12 protein-coding genes and 1 pseudogene are annotated in these 14,517 nt (G+C 61.9%); 12 read left to right on the forward strand and 1 reads right to left on the reverse strand.

The window, feature by feature from the left end; genetic code table 11:
- Positions 1–33: 33 nt before the first annotated feature.
- The 7 genes from ACIPZ8_RS21770 to ACIPZ8_RS21800 all read left to right on the forward strand — a co-directional run bounded on the left by ACIPZ8_RS21770 (position 34) and on the right by ACIPZ8_RS21800 (position 7,917).
- On the forward strand, positions 34–1,413 hold the full coding sequence (locus tag ACIPZ8_RS21770; protein ID WP_400727365.1) for an MFS transporter: 1,380 nt from the start codon (positions 34–36) through the stop codon (positions 1,411–1,413).
- Between the two features lie 49 nt (positions 1,414–1,462).
- Positions 1,463–1,867: a heme-binding protein gene (locus ACIPZ8_RS21775; protein ID WP_400727368.1), complete on the forward strand. Its 405-nt coding sequence runs from the start codon at positions 1,463–1,465 to the stop codon at positions 1,865–1,867.
- Positions 1,868–1,936: 69 nt separating this feature from the next.
- Positions 1,937–2,842: a DMT family transporter gene (locus tag ACIPZ8_RS21780; protein WP_400727370.1), complete on the forward strand. Its 906-nt coding sequence runs from the start codon at positions 1,937–1,939 to the stop codon at positions 2,840–2,842.
- Positions 2,843–3,152: 310 nt separating this feature from the next.
- The gene (locus ACIPZ8_RS21785) at positions 3,153–4,550 is read left to right on the forward strand and encodes an amino acid permease (RefSeq protein WP_400727373.1); all 1,398 of its coding nucleotides are present in this window, start codon (positions 3,153–3,155) and stop codon (positions 4,548–4,550) included.
- A gap of 52 nt (positions 4,551–4,602) precedes the next feature.
- The gene (locus ACIPZ8_RS21790) at positions 4,603–5,985 is read left to right on the forward strand and encodes an NAD(P)/FAD-dependent oxidoreductase (RefSeq protein ID WP_400727376.1); all 1,383 of its coding nucleotides are present in this window, start codon (positions 4,603–4,605) and stop codon (positions 5,983–5,985) included.
- 12 nt (positions 5,986–5,997) lie between these two features.
- Complete coding sequence (locus tag ACIPZ8_RS21795) at positions 5,998–6,348, forward strand: cupin domain-containing protein (RefSeq protein WP_400727379.1); 351 nt, start codon at positions 5,998–6,000, stop codon at positions 6,346–6,348.
- A gap of 57 nt (positions 6,349–6,405) precedes the next feature.
- Positions 6,406–7,917, forward strand: a complete 1,512-nt coding sequence (locus tag ACIPZ8_RS21800; protein WP_400727382.1) for a CoA-acylating methylmalonate-semialdehyde dehydrogenase — start codon at positions 6,406–6,408, stop codon at positions 7,915–7,917.
- 63 nt (positions 7,918–7,980) lie between these two features.
- On the opposite strand, the gene ACIPZ8_RS21805 is transcribed toward ACIPZ8_RS21800, so the two are convergent.
- Complete coding sequence (locus ACIPZ8_RS21805; protein WP_400727384.1) at positions 7,981–9,426, reverse strand: PucR family transcriptional regulator; 1,446 nt, start codon at positions 9,424–9,426, stop codon at positions 7,981–7,983.
- 329 nt (positions 9,427–9,755) lie between these two features.
- Between ACIPZ8_RS21805 and ACIPZ8_RS21810 the strand changes: the two are divergent.
- The 5 genes and pseudogenes from ACIPZ8_RS21810 to ACIPZ8_RS21830 all read left to right on the forward strand — a co-directional run bounded on the left by ACIPZ8_RS21810 (position 9,756) and on the right by ACIPZ8_RS21830 (position 14,379).
- A pseudogene (locus ACIPZ8_RS21810) lies at positions 9,756–9,999 on the forward strand (hypothetical protein).
- A gap of 95 nt (positions 10,000–10,094) precedes the next feature.
- Positions 10,095–10,361 (forward strand): DUF3077 domain-containing protein, encoded by a 267-nt coding sequence (locus tag ACIPZ8_RS21815; RefSeq protein WP_400727386.1) that lies wholly within the window; start codon positions 10,095–10,097, stop codon positions 10,359–10,361.
- A 59-nt stretch (positions 10,362–10,420) separates the two neighbouring features.
- Positions 10,421–11,917 carry a PLP-dependent aminotransferase family protein gene (locus ACIPZ8_RS21820; protein WP_400727388.1) on the forward strand — a complete coding sequence of 499 codons (1,497 nt, stop codon included), beginning with the start codon at positions 10,421–10,423 and terminating at the stop codon, positions 11,915–11,917.
- A gap of 119 nt (positions 11,918–12,036) precedes the next feature.
- Positions 12,037–13,089, forward strand: coding sequence for a sugar phosphate isomerase/epimerase family protein (locus ACIPZ8_RS21825; protein ID WP_400727390.1), 1,053 nt, complete (start codon positions 12,037–12,039; stop codon positions 13,087–13,089).
- A 30-nt stretch (positions 13,090–13,119) separates the two neighbouring features.
- Positions 13,120–14,379, forward strand: a complete 1,260-nt coding sequence (locus ACIPZ8_RS21830) for a nitrate/nitrite transporter (protein WP_400727393.1) — start codon at positions 13,120–13,122, stop codon at positions 14,377–14,379.
- Positions 14,380–14,517: the final 138 nt, after the last annotated feature.

Raw genomic sequence — 14,517 nt, forward strand, 5'->3', positions numbered from 1 at the left:
TCAATCACTGATATCCATAATAAAAGGTGTTTCATGTCCAACCCTGTTTCTCTGGAAAACGTGCCATTCAACCGGTTTCATCGGTTGCTCGCGTTGCGTTCCAGTGGCGGCTCCTTCGTCGATGGCTACGTGCTGAGCATTATCGGCATCGCCATGCCGTTCCTCGTCCCGGCAATGAATATCAGCAGTTTTTGGGAAAGCTTGATTGCTGTCTCGGCACTTGTGGGCATCTTTCTGGGCGGTTTCGTGGGCGGGAGTCTCACCGACCGTTTCGGCCGGCGTGCAATGTATTTTGTCGGGCCAGTTCTGTTCACCCTGTGTTCGGTGTTGCAACTTTGGGTCGACTCCGGGCTTGGCTTGTTTATCCTCCGGTTGCTGATTGGTATCGGCATAGGCTTCGAGTATCCGGTGGCCACGGCCTTCCTGGTCGAGTTCTTGCCCAAAAAAGCCCGTGGGCCACGCCTAGCCGGCCTGAGCATCTATTTCTTTGCAGGGGCGGCGGTTGCTTACATGTGTGGCCAGGCCTTGATCGAGGCGGGTGGGGCTGAAGGATGGCGCTATGCACTGGCCAGTACTGCGCTGGTGAGCGGTCTACTGCTGCTCATCCGCAAGGGCACACCTGAGTCGCCGCGCTGGCTGATCAGCAAAGGCCGTACGGTTCAGGCTGAGCGAATCATCAAGCAGATCTATGGCCAGGGCTTCGGGCTGAAGAACCTTCCCGAACATCCCAAGCCTGCGAAGCTGTCCGTACGCAGTTTGCTGCATGCAGGCTATGGCAGGCGGATGTTTTTCGTCACTACGTTCTGGACGTGCTCGGTAATCCCTGTGTTTGCAGTCTACGCGTTCGCGCCCAAGGTTCTCGACGCACTGCACCTCGACGCGCAGTGGTCTGCCTACGGCTCAATGATCATCACCCTGATGTTCGTGGTGGGTTGTTTCGCCGCCACCTGGCTGGTCAATGCCATGGGCCGTAGAAGCCTTTTGATCAACAGCCTGCTGTGCTCTGGGCTTGCGCTGTTGCTGCTGGGCAGTTTTTCTGAGCAGTCCTCGTGGTTGACCGTGGCGCTGTTCGCCGCCTACGCCTTTTTCATTGGTGGCGCCCAGGTGCTGCAGTTCATCTACCCGAATGAAATTTTTCCAACCGAGATCCGCGCCGTGGCTGTGGGGCTGGGAACATCTGTATCGCGCATCGGTGCGGTGGTGGGCACTTACCTGGTACCTATGTCGATCCAGTCGATCGGCATTGGCCATACCCTGTATTTCGCCGCAGGCATCACCTTCATCGGCCTTGTGGTGTCCTGGCTCATGGCGCCTGAAACCCGCGGTATCGAGCTTTGCAAGGCGTCGTCGCTGGCTCCTCAAAGTGGCCTGGCACGGCAGCAATCGGCCAGCCCACTGCACAAAGCTAGCTAGATGTCGGCTTTCAGGGGTGATCCGCCCCTGCTTTTTCAAGGAGCGATGGATGATGCAAACCCGTTACGCATTGGATCTGGACGTTGCTACCGTCATTTTGCATCAGGCGAAAGACCATGCATGTGCCCAAGGTTGGAAGGTATCGATCGCGGTAGTGGATCAAGGCGGTGGCCTGCTGGCGTTCGCCCGCATGGATGGAGCCAGCCTGCTCAGCGTAGAGCTTGCCCTGGCAAAAGCCAGAACCGCAGCCATCGGTAATCGTGACTCGAAGGCCTTTGAAGAGATGGTCCAGGAAGGGCGCGTGAGCCTGCTGAGCGTGCCAGGCCTTACCTGCCTGGAGGGCGGCTTGCCGCTGCGGTACGAAGGCCAATGCCTGGGCGCAATTGGCGTTTCCGGCGTTGCATCGCACCAGGACACCCTGATCGCCAGGGCCGGAGCGGCCGTCATCGGTTGACTCGATGTTCACGAAAAGTCCTGTTGGAACGACGGGCCTTGCTCACCGTTGTTATGGGGAGTGTTACCAATGAAAAGAACGACGGCACTGACCTGCCTGGGGCTAGGTATCATCTGGGGCTGTACCTACACCTTTCTCCAGTGGTCGACGCAATTGATCACGCCGCTGCAGACCTCTTTCATTCGTGTGCTGTTCGGTTTTCTGCCTATTGCGGGTTACAGCATATTCACCGGCGTGCTGCAGTGGCGGCATATGCGTCACCTTCACCACTTTGCCGCGATGTCCATCCTGGCAGGCAGTGTGTACTTTTTTGCCATTACCGCAGGTACGCAACTGCTGCCGTCAGGCGTTGCAGGGTTGCTCAATGCTGCGATTCCGCTATTCGCCTTTCTGTGCGCCTGGCTGTTCTTGCGTGAGGAGCAGCTTGGGTTGCTCAAAGGCGTGGGTATCCTGATGGGCTTTTGCGGCATGGTGCTGATAGCGGCACCGTGGTCAAGCTCGCAAGCAGTGGATCCCGAGGGGGTGGCTTACATACTGTTCGGGGCACTGTTCTTCGGCGCTTCGTTCGTCTACACGAAGCGCTTCATCTCGCCGCTGAAAATACCGGCCGTGGCGTTGACGACCTACCAACTAGGGTTGACCTTGCTCACTTTGGCCGCCATCACGCCCATGACCGGGCTTTCCAATCTTGCGGCCAGGCCAGCTGCGATGGTGGGTATCGTGCTTGGGCTCGGGGTGCTCAGCACCGGCGTTGCCTACATCGCGTTCTACCGGCTGGTGGAAAGTGAAGGCGCGGTGGCAGCCTCGGTAGTGACCTACATCCCACCGGTAGTTGCACTGTTGATTGGGGTGGCGGCTGGCGAACCCACAGCCGTCACTGCCTGGGCTGCAATGCTGTTGATTCTCGCAGGCGTGGCTGTTGTTCAGCTGGCTGGCCACTTCGAGGTGCGCCTGGGTACGGTGGGACAAAAATGAGGGAGGTAGAAGAGCAAATAAACCGCTGGGAAGAAGTCAGCACCAGTACAGGGTTCAGGAAAGCCTAGGTTCAGGCTCGCTCGCTTCTACGAATTTGCGCCGGTAGCCGTTGCAAAGAGGCCGACAGAGCGTGACGCCAGGCCAGCACTCGTCAAGCATTGCGGGGAAAGGGCCGTCGTGATGCCCCTTTTGTACAAATGTACAAACGTACCTGCTCAACTCCGTAATCCGTCGATTTTCATCAACCAATCACCTGCTTAATCTCCTTCTCAGGCCGTGTTGACCATTAATAATTAGAAGGAGACAACCAGTGCCTATTCAGTCAGAGCATGACCCTCGCCTCAAACGTGCACTCAAGACACGCCATATCAGCATGCTCGCCTTAGGCGGTGTTATCGGTGCCGGGCTGTTCGTGGGTTCCAGTGCGGTAATCGCCTCCACAGGGCCGGGCGCCTTCATCACCTATGCCATCACTGGCCTTATCGTGGCCCTGGTCATGCGCATGCTGGGCGAAATGGCGGCAGCGCACCCAGCCAAAGGCTCCTTCGTCGACTACGCCCGCATGGCATTCGGGCGGCCGGCCGGGTACATGACCGGGTGGCTGTACTGGTACTTCTGGGTCATCGTCGTCGGCTTCGAGGCGGTCGTCGGCGGGCAGATCATCAATGCCTGGTTGCCAGCGATACCGGTGTGGGGCATTGCCCTGGGGCTGATGGTCACGATGACCTTGCTCAACCTGATGTCGGTGCACTCGTTCGGTGAAGCCGAATACTGGTTTGCAGGCGTGAAAGTGGCCGCCATCGTAGTGTTCCTGGTGGTGGCGGGTGCATTCGTGCTGCACCTGTGGCCAGGTTCGGATGCCAGCTTCGCCAACCTCGTCGAGCAAGGCGGGTTCCTTCCCCATGGCGTGGGCTCGTTGTTCACTGGCGTGGTGGTGGTGATCTTCTCAATGACCGGCGTCGAAGTGGCGACCCTGGCAGCTGCCGAGTCCGAGGACCCCTCGCGCAATATTCGCAAGGCGGTCAATACCGTGATGGTGCGCATCCTGGTGTTCTTCGTGCTGGCAACCTTCTTCATCGTCGTCGCGCAACCCTGGACTGTACTCACGCCCGGCAAGTCGCCGTTCGTGAGCACCCTGGAGCACATCGGCATTCCGGGTGCGGGCGACATGCTGACGGTGGTCATTCTGGTGGCCGTGCTCTCGGTGCTCAATGCTGGGCTGTACACCGCTTCGCGGCTGCTCTACGTGCTCGCTGCCAATGATGAAGCCCCACGTTGGATAGCGGGTGTAAACAGCAAGGGCGTGCCGGTGCGTGGTGTCATCGCCTCCACCTTGGTGGGCTATGGCTGCGTGGTGATTGCGGCGCTGTGGCCGGATACAGTGTTCCAGTTCCTGATCAATTCGTCCGGCACAGTGTTCCTGTTCGTCTACCTGATGATCTGCCTGTCCCAGCTCAGGCTGCGCCGCCGCTGGGTGGCCGAAGGCTCGCTGAAATTCGCCATGTGGGGCCACCCGTGGCTGCCACTGCTGGTCACCGTCTCGATCGTCGCCGTGCTGGCAAGCATGGCATTCGACCCGTCCATGCAGGTGAGCCTGTTGCAGTGCATCGTCGCCATCTTCGCCATCGCTGTGTCCTACGGCTGCCTGCAGTTGTCGCGCAGGCGCCGGCAACGCGCGCCGGGCGCTACCCAGCCGGCAATCGACTGAACCGCCCCCGCGCTATTACCCCTGTTCCAGGCATCAACGGGAAGCCAAACGCATGTCAGCTAAAACAGATCTATCCCAGTTACCCAACCGGCCCCTGTGGTTCGAGCCTGCCCAACCGCGTGCGCGTCTGGAGGGTGACACCCAGGCCGATGTGGTGATCGTCGGTGCCGGCTACACCGGGTTGTGGACGGCGTACTACTTGCTCAAGAGCGACCCGGGCCTGCGCGTGGTGTTGCTGGAAAAGCGTGAAGTCGGCTTCGGCGCTTCCGGGCGCAATGGCGGTTGGGCGTCGGCGATCTTCCCCATTTCGCTGCACCGTGTCGAGCATCTGTATTCGCACCAGGCGGCCTTGCAGTTGCAGGCGGCGATGAACGACACGGTCGACGAGATTGGCCGGGTACTTGCGCTGGAAGGCGTCGATGCCGATTACGCCAAGCAGGGCTTTCTGTCGTTGGCCCGCAGTGCGCCGCAGATGACGCGTGCGAGGGCCGCGGTGGAAAGTTCCGCACGCTTTGGCCTGCCCCAGCAATGGCAGGTGCTCGACGCCAGCCAGGCGCGCGACCGCATCGGCGCCGAGGGTGTATTGGGCGGCCTGTATACCGAGCACTGCGCACTGATTCACCCCGGCAAGCTGGTGCACGGCCTGGCCCGCCTGGTGGAAAGCCTTGGTGCGAAGATCTACGAGCAATCGGCAGTGACGCAGATGGCCCCGGGGGTGCTTCGCACCGAGCACGGCGCGGTGCGCGCTGACATGACCGTGCGTGCCACCGAGGCCTTCACCTCGCAGCAGCCGGGCAAGTCCCGCTTCGTGATTCCGCTGTACTCGCTGGTGCTGGCCACCGAGCCATTGCCGCGTGCGTTGCTGGCCAAGCTCAACCTCGAGCAGCGCATGGCGTTCAACGACATGCGCCACCTGCGGGTATACGGGCAGGTCACAGCTGAGGGGCGGCTGGTGTTTGGCGGCCGAGGCGCGCCCTACAAGTGGGGCTCAAGCATGCCTGACCAGGCTGACCTGGTGGACAGCATCCACACCAAGATCCACCACACGATGCTCGAGTTCTTCCCGGCCCTGCGTGATACCCGCATCACCCACCGCTGGGGCGGCGCCCTGGGGGTGTCGCGCGACTGGTGCCCGACGGTCAGCATCGACCGGGAAAACCGCATGGCCTGGGCCGGGAATTACGTAGGCGACGGCGTGGCCACCAGCAACCTGGCTGGCCGCCTGCTGCGCAACCTGATTCTGGGCCGTGACGAAGCGATCAACACCCTGCCTGTGGTCAACCACCGGTCCCCGTCCTGGGAACGCGAACCCCTGCGCTGGCTCGGCATCAACAGCGGGCTCACTGCCGCCTCGCTGAGCGATATCGAAGAGCGCTTCACCCATCGTCCATCTCGCACTGCGATGTTGCTGGAAAGGCTGACTGGTGCACATTAAGAGGAAGCAACCGTGACTACTTTCACGATCATCAAGTCCGCGGCAATTCGATCGTTACCACTGAACCCTGCTGGCCAACGCGCCGGCGCCGACCAGGGCGACCCACAGATCGCCATTCAGCGCCTTGCCCCTGAGGCTGTGGGCAACCTAGGCGTCTGGGAGTGCCAACCCGGTGGCTGGCCAGTGATCGACCGGCCCGATACCGAGTTCACCTACATCATTTCCGGCCGCGCCTTGCTGACTGACGATCAGAGCAAGGAAGCCGTCGAAGTGACTGGCGGTGATCTCATCATTCTGCCGCCGGGCTGGACCGGCCGCTGGGACGTGATAGAGACCGTTCGCAAGGTCTACGCCATCTACTGATTCACGTGCAAGGCCCAGGCCTTGCACCGTTTCCCTTCTCAAGTTGTGAGGACATGCATGACCACCACCATCACCAACTGGATTTCCGGCGCCCGTGTCGATGCCAGCAGCGGCCTGCAGCAGCCCGTTTACAACCCGGCCACCGGTGCCGTTACCGGCCAGGTGCAATTGTCGGCGCACGCCGACGTGAATGCCGCCGTGGCCTCGGCAAAAGCGGCGTTCCCGGCCTGGAGCAACCTGTCGCCGCTGCGCCGCTCAAGGGTGCTGAACAGGTTCCTGGCGCTGCTCAACGAACACCGTGACGACCTGGCTCTGCTGATTACTGCCGAGCACGGCAAGGTGTTCACCGACGCACAAGGCGAAGTGATGCGCGGCATCGAGATCGTCGAATTCGCCTGTGGTGCACCGCAGCTGCTGAAAACCGATTTCACCGACCAGGTCAGCACCAACATCGACAACTGGACCCTGCGCCAGCCGCTGGGCGTGGTCACTGGTATCACCCCATTCAATTTCCCGGTGATGGTGCCGATGTGGATGTTCCCGGTCGCTCTGGCCACCGGCAACACCTTCGTGCTCAAGCCAAGCCCGCTGGACCCGAGCCCCAGCCTGTTTATCGCCGAACTGCTCAAGCAGGCCGGCCTGCCGGATGGCGTATTCAATGTGGTGCAGGGTGACAAGGACGCGGTCAACGCGCTGATAGAACACCCCGATGTGCAAGCCGTCTCCTTCGTCGGCTCCACGCCGATCGCCAACAACATCTATGAGACCGGCGCCCGCCAAGGCAAGCGCGTGCAGGCACTGGGGGGCGCCAAGAACCACCTGGTGGTGATGCCTGACGCCGATATCGATCAGGTGGTCGATGCGCTTATCGGTGCCGCCTACGGCTCGGCCGGCGAGCGTTGCATGGCCATCAGTGTGGCCGTGTTCGTCGGTGAAGAGACGGCAGAAAAAGTCATGCCGAAGCTGATCGAGCGCACCCTGGAGCTCAAGGTGCTCAACGGCACCAACCTTGAAGCTGAAATGGGCCCCATCGTGACCCGTGCAGCCCTCGAGCGCATCACCGGCTACATCGAGCAAGGCGTGAAGGAAGGCGCTACGTTGCTGGTCGACGGTCGAGCGTTCAACGGCCAGACGGCGGGAGAGGGCTGTGCAGAAGGCTTCTGGATGGGCGGTACGTTGTTCGACAATGTCACCCCGGACATGCGCATCTACAAGGAAGAGATCTTCGGCCCGGTGCTGGCCTGCCTTCGGGTCAAGGATTTTGCCGAAGCGGTCGAGCTGATCAACGCCCATGAGTTCGGCAACGGCGTCAGCCTGTACACCCGCGACGGGCATATCGCCCGCGAGTTCGGGCGCCGCATTCAGGTGGGCATGGTCGGCATCAATGTGCCGATTCCGGTGCCGATGGCCTGGCATGGCTTCGGCGGCTGGAAGAAGAGCCTGTTTGGCGATATGCATGCCTATGGCGAGGAAGGGGTGCGCTTCTACACCAGGCAGAAGAGCATCATGCAGCGGTGGCCGCAGGCGATTGCCAAAGGTGCGGAATTCGCGATGCCGACCAGCCATTGACCCGCTTGCTTGATTGAGCTTGAACGGCCCCGCCCACGCAGCGGGGCCGTTTGCATTCAACCCTCAGCGCGGCCCCAGCAGGTCTGAATTGATGCCTGCCTGCAGAGCGATCCAGAAGCGTGCAATGCCCTGGGTCGTGGTGGGGTTGAAACCGGTCAGTTGCTCCACGAGCTTGATGCGGTACACCAGGGTTTGCCGGTGAATACCCAGGTCCAGCGCGCTGGCCTTCCAGTTGCCATCATTATTCAGGAACGTGATGAGGGTGTTCAGCAAGGCGGCGCTCTGCAAGCGGTCGTGCTCGATGAGTGGCCCCAGGTAGCGCGCCACCAGCGCCCGAGCTTCGGGCAAGGTCTTGGGTGCCATGATCAAGCCAGTGTCGGCATCGCCGTAACGCAATGTCGGCACGGCCAGTTCTGCAGCTTGGGTGAGTGCCAGGCGTGATTGCCGGGCTGCTTCCCGGTAGCCGGTGGCTGTAGCGATGGGCCCGCTGATGCCTATCTGCGTACCTGGGCCAAGGCCATCGAGCAAGGCCTGAAACAGGACGGCATCGTCGCGCCCGATGGCTAACAGCATCGAGCGTTCCTTCAGCAATAGCGGCGTAGCGGCGTGTAACGCCGGGGCATGGTGAATGTCATCGGGGGTGCGCATGCTGCCACCCCCCGGGTGGATCGCCAAGGCGACGAGGGTGCCCCCGAGGCCACGGCGCTCCAGCATGGGCCGGGTCAGCGCCGGCTCGATTTCACTGTCGAGCAGGCTGCGTAACAATGCCCCGCCTTCCTCGCGCTGCTGGTCCCGGTGAATCATCTGCCGCTCCAGTTCCACACCCAGCAGACCGACCAGCGAGCGTACCAGGATCGAATCGTCCATCGACACGTGAGGGCGCCTGCTGATCAGCAAGTTGGCTTGGGTTCTTCCGCCAATCGCGGTGCGTTCGACATTCACCGGTACCTGATTCCCTGCCGGTTGGCTTTCAACGATTCGGATTCCGGTGATGGCATCCTCGATAGCCAAGTGACCGCCCAGGCTCCTGGCCAGGACCGACAGCCGCCCCGGCATGTCAGGTTCCATGCGCAGCGCCTGGGCGTAGGTCTGGAACAACCGCTCGCTGGCGTTGAAGCGCTCGCGTTGCGCCTGCAGCACGCTCTCGATCACCTGGTGAGAGAGCTTGACGAACTCCAGTTCGAAGTTTGCATGCAGCAGCGGGAACAGCAGGCGATCAGCCGTTTCCAGCAACCCCGGCGACAAGGCCGGAGCATCTTCGCGAGGGGCAATCACCAGGGCACTTGCATTGCTCTGCGCCAGCTTTTCCAGCCACTGGGCCTGCGCCGAGTCGCCAATCGGCATACCTACACCGGTGGTCATGACCAGGTCGCCGGGCGAAACCCAACGCCAGGGGTCGGGCAGGTCCACCGTGTGGGCCCAGGTGATCATCCTGGAGATGCCCGCCAGGCCGGCCATCACCTGTAGTTTCAGGGGGGCGATGGCAATCAGGTCTTGCACTGTCAGCATGGGGTCTCGTTCCCGCTCTTTTTCTGTTTCAGGCTACTACGAAAATTCGGATTTTTTCCCTTCCTTGTAGTCTATTTCCCAAAGAGACACTTCTCCTCTGTTTTCCGTTGCGGCTGCGTTGGCAGCGCTCTAGTCTCAGCCTGTCGTTGCACATAAACGACACGGCTTTGACAGTGAAGGTGCGGCTTACCTCAATGGTGGCTGTGCGTGGGGCACCTTCGTGTGCGCCGGGTTAGGTATCTCTGTCGACCGGTCTGTCAACCCATGCATAGCTGCCACCCAATTGTTTGACAGCGATAGGTGTCGGCCTCATCGACAGAGGTACGCACATGCTTAAGATCGTCCCTCGATCCACCCTACGATATTCATTCCCTTGAAAACACCCTGATCCAGGCGACGGACTACGCGTTGTGCGCGTCGAGCGTGGTGCATCAGGCGTTGCTGCTTCAGCCCAAGTCACCGGCGTCGATTCTGATGATGGCCTCGATGCATGAGCTGGAGGCGCTGCGGGCTTTGCTCGAATCGGTGTTGATCCAGGTGCAGATGCCCACTGGGCCTCGGACTTTGCACTGAGGCTTAGGTGATGCGCTGTCAGGGCTGGCCCTTTCGCGGGGTTACCCGCGAAGAGGCCGGCCCTGACAACCGAAAAACTTCAGGGAAATTGACCAATGACTACAGACGACACCCAAAGCACCGTCGGCAAGACCACCTTCTTCCAAGGTAAAAACCAGTCCCACCCGTTGTTCCGCATCGAACCCGGCATCCCCTGTCGCGATGCCCGCGAACAAGCCTCGGAACTGATGGGCTATGTGCGAGAGCTGACCACCCTCGGGCTTATGGACGAGAAACCGATGCTGATCTGGGCTTCGCACTACTTGAGCGCGATGGCCAAGGCGTTGATGGATCATGCGGAGTTGGGCATGACATCAGGCTGAATTGCCTACATGCTCTGCATCGACCTTGCTTTCCCCCGACTCTCAGGACCTGTACCCCCATGAAAACCCCCGGTGGCATGCTGCTCAGCGGCGTCGAGCTTGACCGCGACAGCCAGGTCCCGCTCTACCGCCAGCTCTACCTGCAACTGCGCAAGCAGATCCTCGCTGGCCGTCTGGCTGGTGGTACTCGCCTGCCGTCCACCCGCACCTTGTGCAAGGAACTGGGGCTGTCCCGGATTACCTTGCTCAACGCCTTCGACCTGCTCACCGCCGAGGGCTTTCTGGCCTCGCGCATCGGGGCCGGTACCTTTGTGGGCAACGAGTGGCAGGGCCGGGTCGCGCAAACCGATGCCTCAAGCAAGCCGCCACGCCTGTCGAGCCTGAGCCAGGCCGTGCATTCGCTGCGCAGCGAGCATTTCAGCGGTATTTCCTACAGCGGCTGGGATGCCCAGCGCCCGGCGTCCCTGCTGACCAGCCACCCGGCCTACGATGCCTTCCCGATGCCGGTGTGGAAGCGCCTGATGAACCGTCACCTGCGCAAACCGGACAAGGCACAACTGGGCTACGGTGAGCTCAAAGGCTTGCAGCGTCTGCGCGAGGCAATTGCCGAGTACGTATTCGATGCCCGCGGCATCGAGTGCAGCGCGGAGCAGGTGGTGATCACCTCCGGCGCCCAGCAGGCCTTCAATCTGCTCGGCATGCTGTTGCTCAATCCCGGTGACCGAGTATGGATGGAAGACCCCGGGCACATCTCCGCGCGCATTGCCTTCCAGGCATTGGGTTGCCAGCTGGTGCCGCTGCGCATCGACGAGCAAGGGCTGGACGTGCAGCAGGGGGTGCGCGAGTGCCCGGACGCACGGCTGGCCTTCACCACGCCCTCGCGCCAGCATCCACTGGGCATCACCATGAGTTATTCACGGCGCCAGGAGCTGATCGACTGGGCCGCGCGCAGCCAGGGCTGGATCATCGAGGACGACTGCGACAGCGAGTTTCGGTACGTGGGCCGGCCACTGCCGGCGCTGTACGCGATGGCTCCGGGGCAGCGGGTGATCTACGTCGGCACCTTCAGCAAGGTGCTCTACCCGTCGTTGCGCCTGGGGTATGTGATCTTGCCGGAGGCCTTGCTGGAGCCGTTCTGCGCGATTCGCGCGGTGATGGACCGCAGCCCGTCCACGTTGCACCAGGCGACCACTGCCGACTTCATGCTCGAGGGTCATTTCCTCGGCCACATCCGCCACATGCGCGCGCTCTACCAGGAGCGCCAGGCCAGCCTGGTGGAGGCGTTGCACCGTGAGTTGGCGGGCCTTCTCTCAGTGGCGCCGGTGGAGGCGGGGCTGCACCTGATCGGCTGGCTGTCCGAGGCGGTGGACGACGACGCCCTGGCGCGCAATCTCGGCAACCATCAGGTCTACACCTATGCGCTGAGTGACTACTGCCTCCAGCGCTACCTGCCCCCCGGGCTGCTGCTGGGCTTTGCCGCCACGCCGGTCGAGCAGGCTGCGCAGCGGGTACGCGAGCTTGCGCAGGCACTGGGCGCGTTGGGCATGCGGGTCTGAACTGCACTGCCAAAATGGCTATACGAACAAAAAGATAATGGCTCTATGGATAAGGCCATTTCAGAGCGATAACAGCAGCGCCGGGCTACCCCGGCCTCGCTCTGAGGACAATGACAATAATGACGCCTATCCAATCCCGTTTTGCCGGCCTCATGGGCCACAACGCGCAGGCCGGCTGCGCGCCCGTGCTACTCACGCCCGACCTTGCCCGCCGCGTGCTGTCACGCCTGGACAGCCTGCGCTTGTTCGCCCACGGTTACCCGCTGCTGACCAACCTCACCCACGGGCGGGTCTGCCCCGAAGACATGCTCGACTTTGCCTACCGGCATGCCCTCGACGGCCTTTCGCTGCACCTGCTCGACGGCGAGCACAACAGCCTGTCGCGCATGCCCGCCGAGCGCCTGGCGGCATTTGCCGAAAAAGCCAGGGCCCTCGGGCTGGACGTGCACCTGGAAATCAGCAGCACGCTGCCCGAAGACGTCGACCAGGCCGTCGTCATCGCGCACGCCATCGGCAGCCGCAACATCCGCGTTTACTCGCGTTACGAGGGCCATCTGTCGCGGGTGATGGGCATCATCGAAGACGACCTGCATCGTCTGGCGCGTCTGGCCGATGAGCACGACCTCAACTTCGACTTCGAGCAACACGAAGAACTCAAGAGCGATGAGATCGCCAGCTTGCTGCGCCGGGTAGGGCACCCGCGGCTCAACGCCCTGTTCGACTTCGGCAACATGATCAATGCCTGCGAGCAGCCCTTGCCGGCACTGGCCAACCTGGCGCCATTCATTCGCCAGGTGCACCTCAAGGGCGTGCGCGTAGTGCCCGAGGCCAACGGCTTTGGCCACTACGGCGTGCTGCAGGGCAGGGCCGAGGACCAGTTGCCCGGCCCGCGCATGCTGCTGGAACTGTTGCTGCTGGGTGAGCCCGCGCCGCAGGTGGTGGCGTTCATCCTCGAGCAGGAAAACCACTACATCGCCCCGGCGTTCCGCCAGCTGGGCGAGGGCGCCGACCCCTTCATCGCCTACCGCGAGATGAGCGAAACCCCATTGCCACCGGGCTACAGCCTGGAGCAGATGCTGGCTGACGAGCACCGCTGGGCCAATGACCAGGTGCGTTACGTGCGTGAGTTGCTGGCCGAAATCCGCCTGCTGGCGGAACTGACCCTGGCCTGACCCTTAACCCGGATACAGTGGAGAACAACAATGACAACATCGGTCAAAGCCAAGTGGCTACGCTTCCTGATCCTCGTCCTGGGCGGCGGGACCATCTACAAACTGTCCAGCCTCAAGGATGCCTTCTATATCCCGATGCAGGAGCACATGGGGCTGAGCCATACCCAGATCGGTACGCTGCTGAGCGTCAACGCCATCGTCGCCACCGCGCTGTTCGTGCTGGGCGGCTTTCTGGCCGACCGCTTCGAGACGCGCAAGCTCATCCCCCTGGGGCTGGTGAGCATCGGTGGGCTGGGCCTGTACCTGGCGAGCTTCCCGGGCTATGACCAGTTGCTCATCATCTTTGGCCTGCTGGCGGTGTGCGCCGACTGCATCTTCTGGCCGTCCTTGCTCAAGTCCATCCGCAACCTGGGCAACGACCAGGAGCAAAGCCGCATGTTCGGCCTGCTCGAAGGCGGGCGCGGGGCGGTGGACACCTTGGTGGCGTTTTCTGCGCTCGGCGTGTTCGTTGCCCTTGGCTCGGGCGCCGCCGGGCTCAAGGCGGCCATCGCGTTCTATGCGTTGATCGACATCGGCGTTGGCGTGCTGGCGCTGTTCCTGCTCAAAGACACCCGCCAGGCCAACGCTCCCCGCGAACCCATCGGCCTGTCGGGGTTGCTGGAGGCGGTGCGCATGCCAGGGATCTGGCTGGTGAGCCTGAACGTGTTCATGGTCTACATCGTGTATTGCGGCCTGACCTACTTCATCCCGTTCCTGAAGGACATGTATCACCTGCCGGTGGCACTGGTGGGCGCCTACGGCATCATCAACCAGTACTTCCTCAAGGTGCTGGGTGGCCCGGCAGGCGGTTTCATCGCCGACAAACAGCTGAAGAGTTCGAGCCGCTACCTCAAGTGGGCGTTCGTTGCCTTGCTGCCGCTGATGCTGGTCATTCTCAGCATTCCCCGTGGCGAGAGCTACATCTACGCGGGCCTGGCGGCGACACTGTCCTTCGCCCTGGTGGTGTTTACCATGCGCGGAGTGTTCTGGGCGCCGATGAGTGAAGTGGGCATTCCCTCGCGCATTACCGGCTCGGCGTTCGGCATCGGCTGCCTGATCGGTTATGCGCCGGGCATGTTCGCCTATGTCATCTACGGCGCGTTGCTCGATCACTATCCTGGCGAGCAAGGCTACACCTACGTGTTCAGCCTGATGAGCGTGCTGGCGGTGGTGGGCGTGGTGGTGTCCAGCCTGCTGCAGCGCAGGGTCGAGCGCCATCGCCAGGCAGTGCTGGCAGAGGCGCTTGCCTGAACATGCGGTTGCCGGTTGCGTGGCCACTGTGCGGCGCAACCGGTTTTTGCCGCGACCTGCTCCTGCGCAATATTGTCGGTATCGGCGCCGACGCCGTAGCAGCATGGCAGATTGAGACTATAGTAACGTCTTAAAAAC

Source organism: Pseudomonas sp. NPDC089422, from assembly GCF_044749405.1.
Classification (GTDB): Bacteria; Pseudomonadota; Gammaproteobacteria; order Pseudomonadales; family Pseudomonadaceae; genus Aquipseudomonas.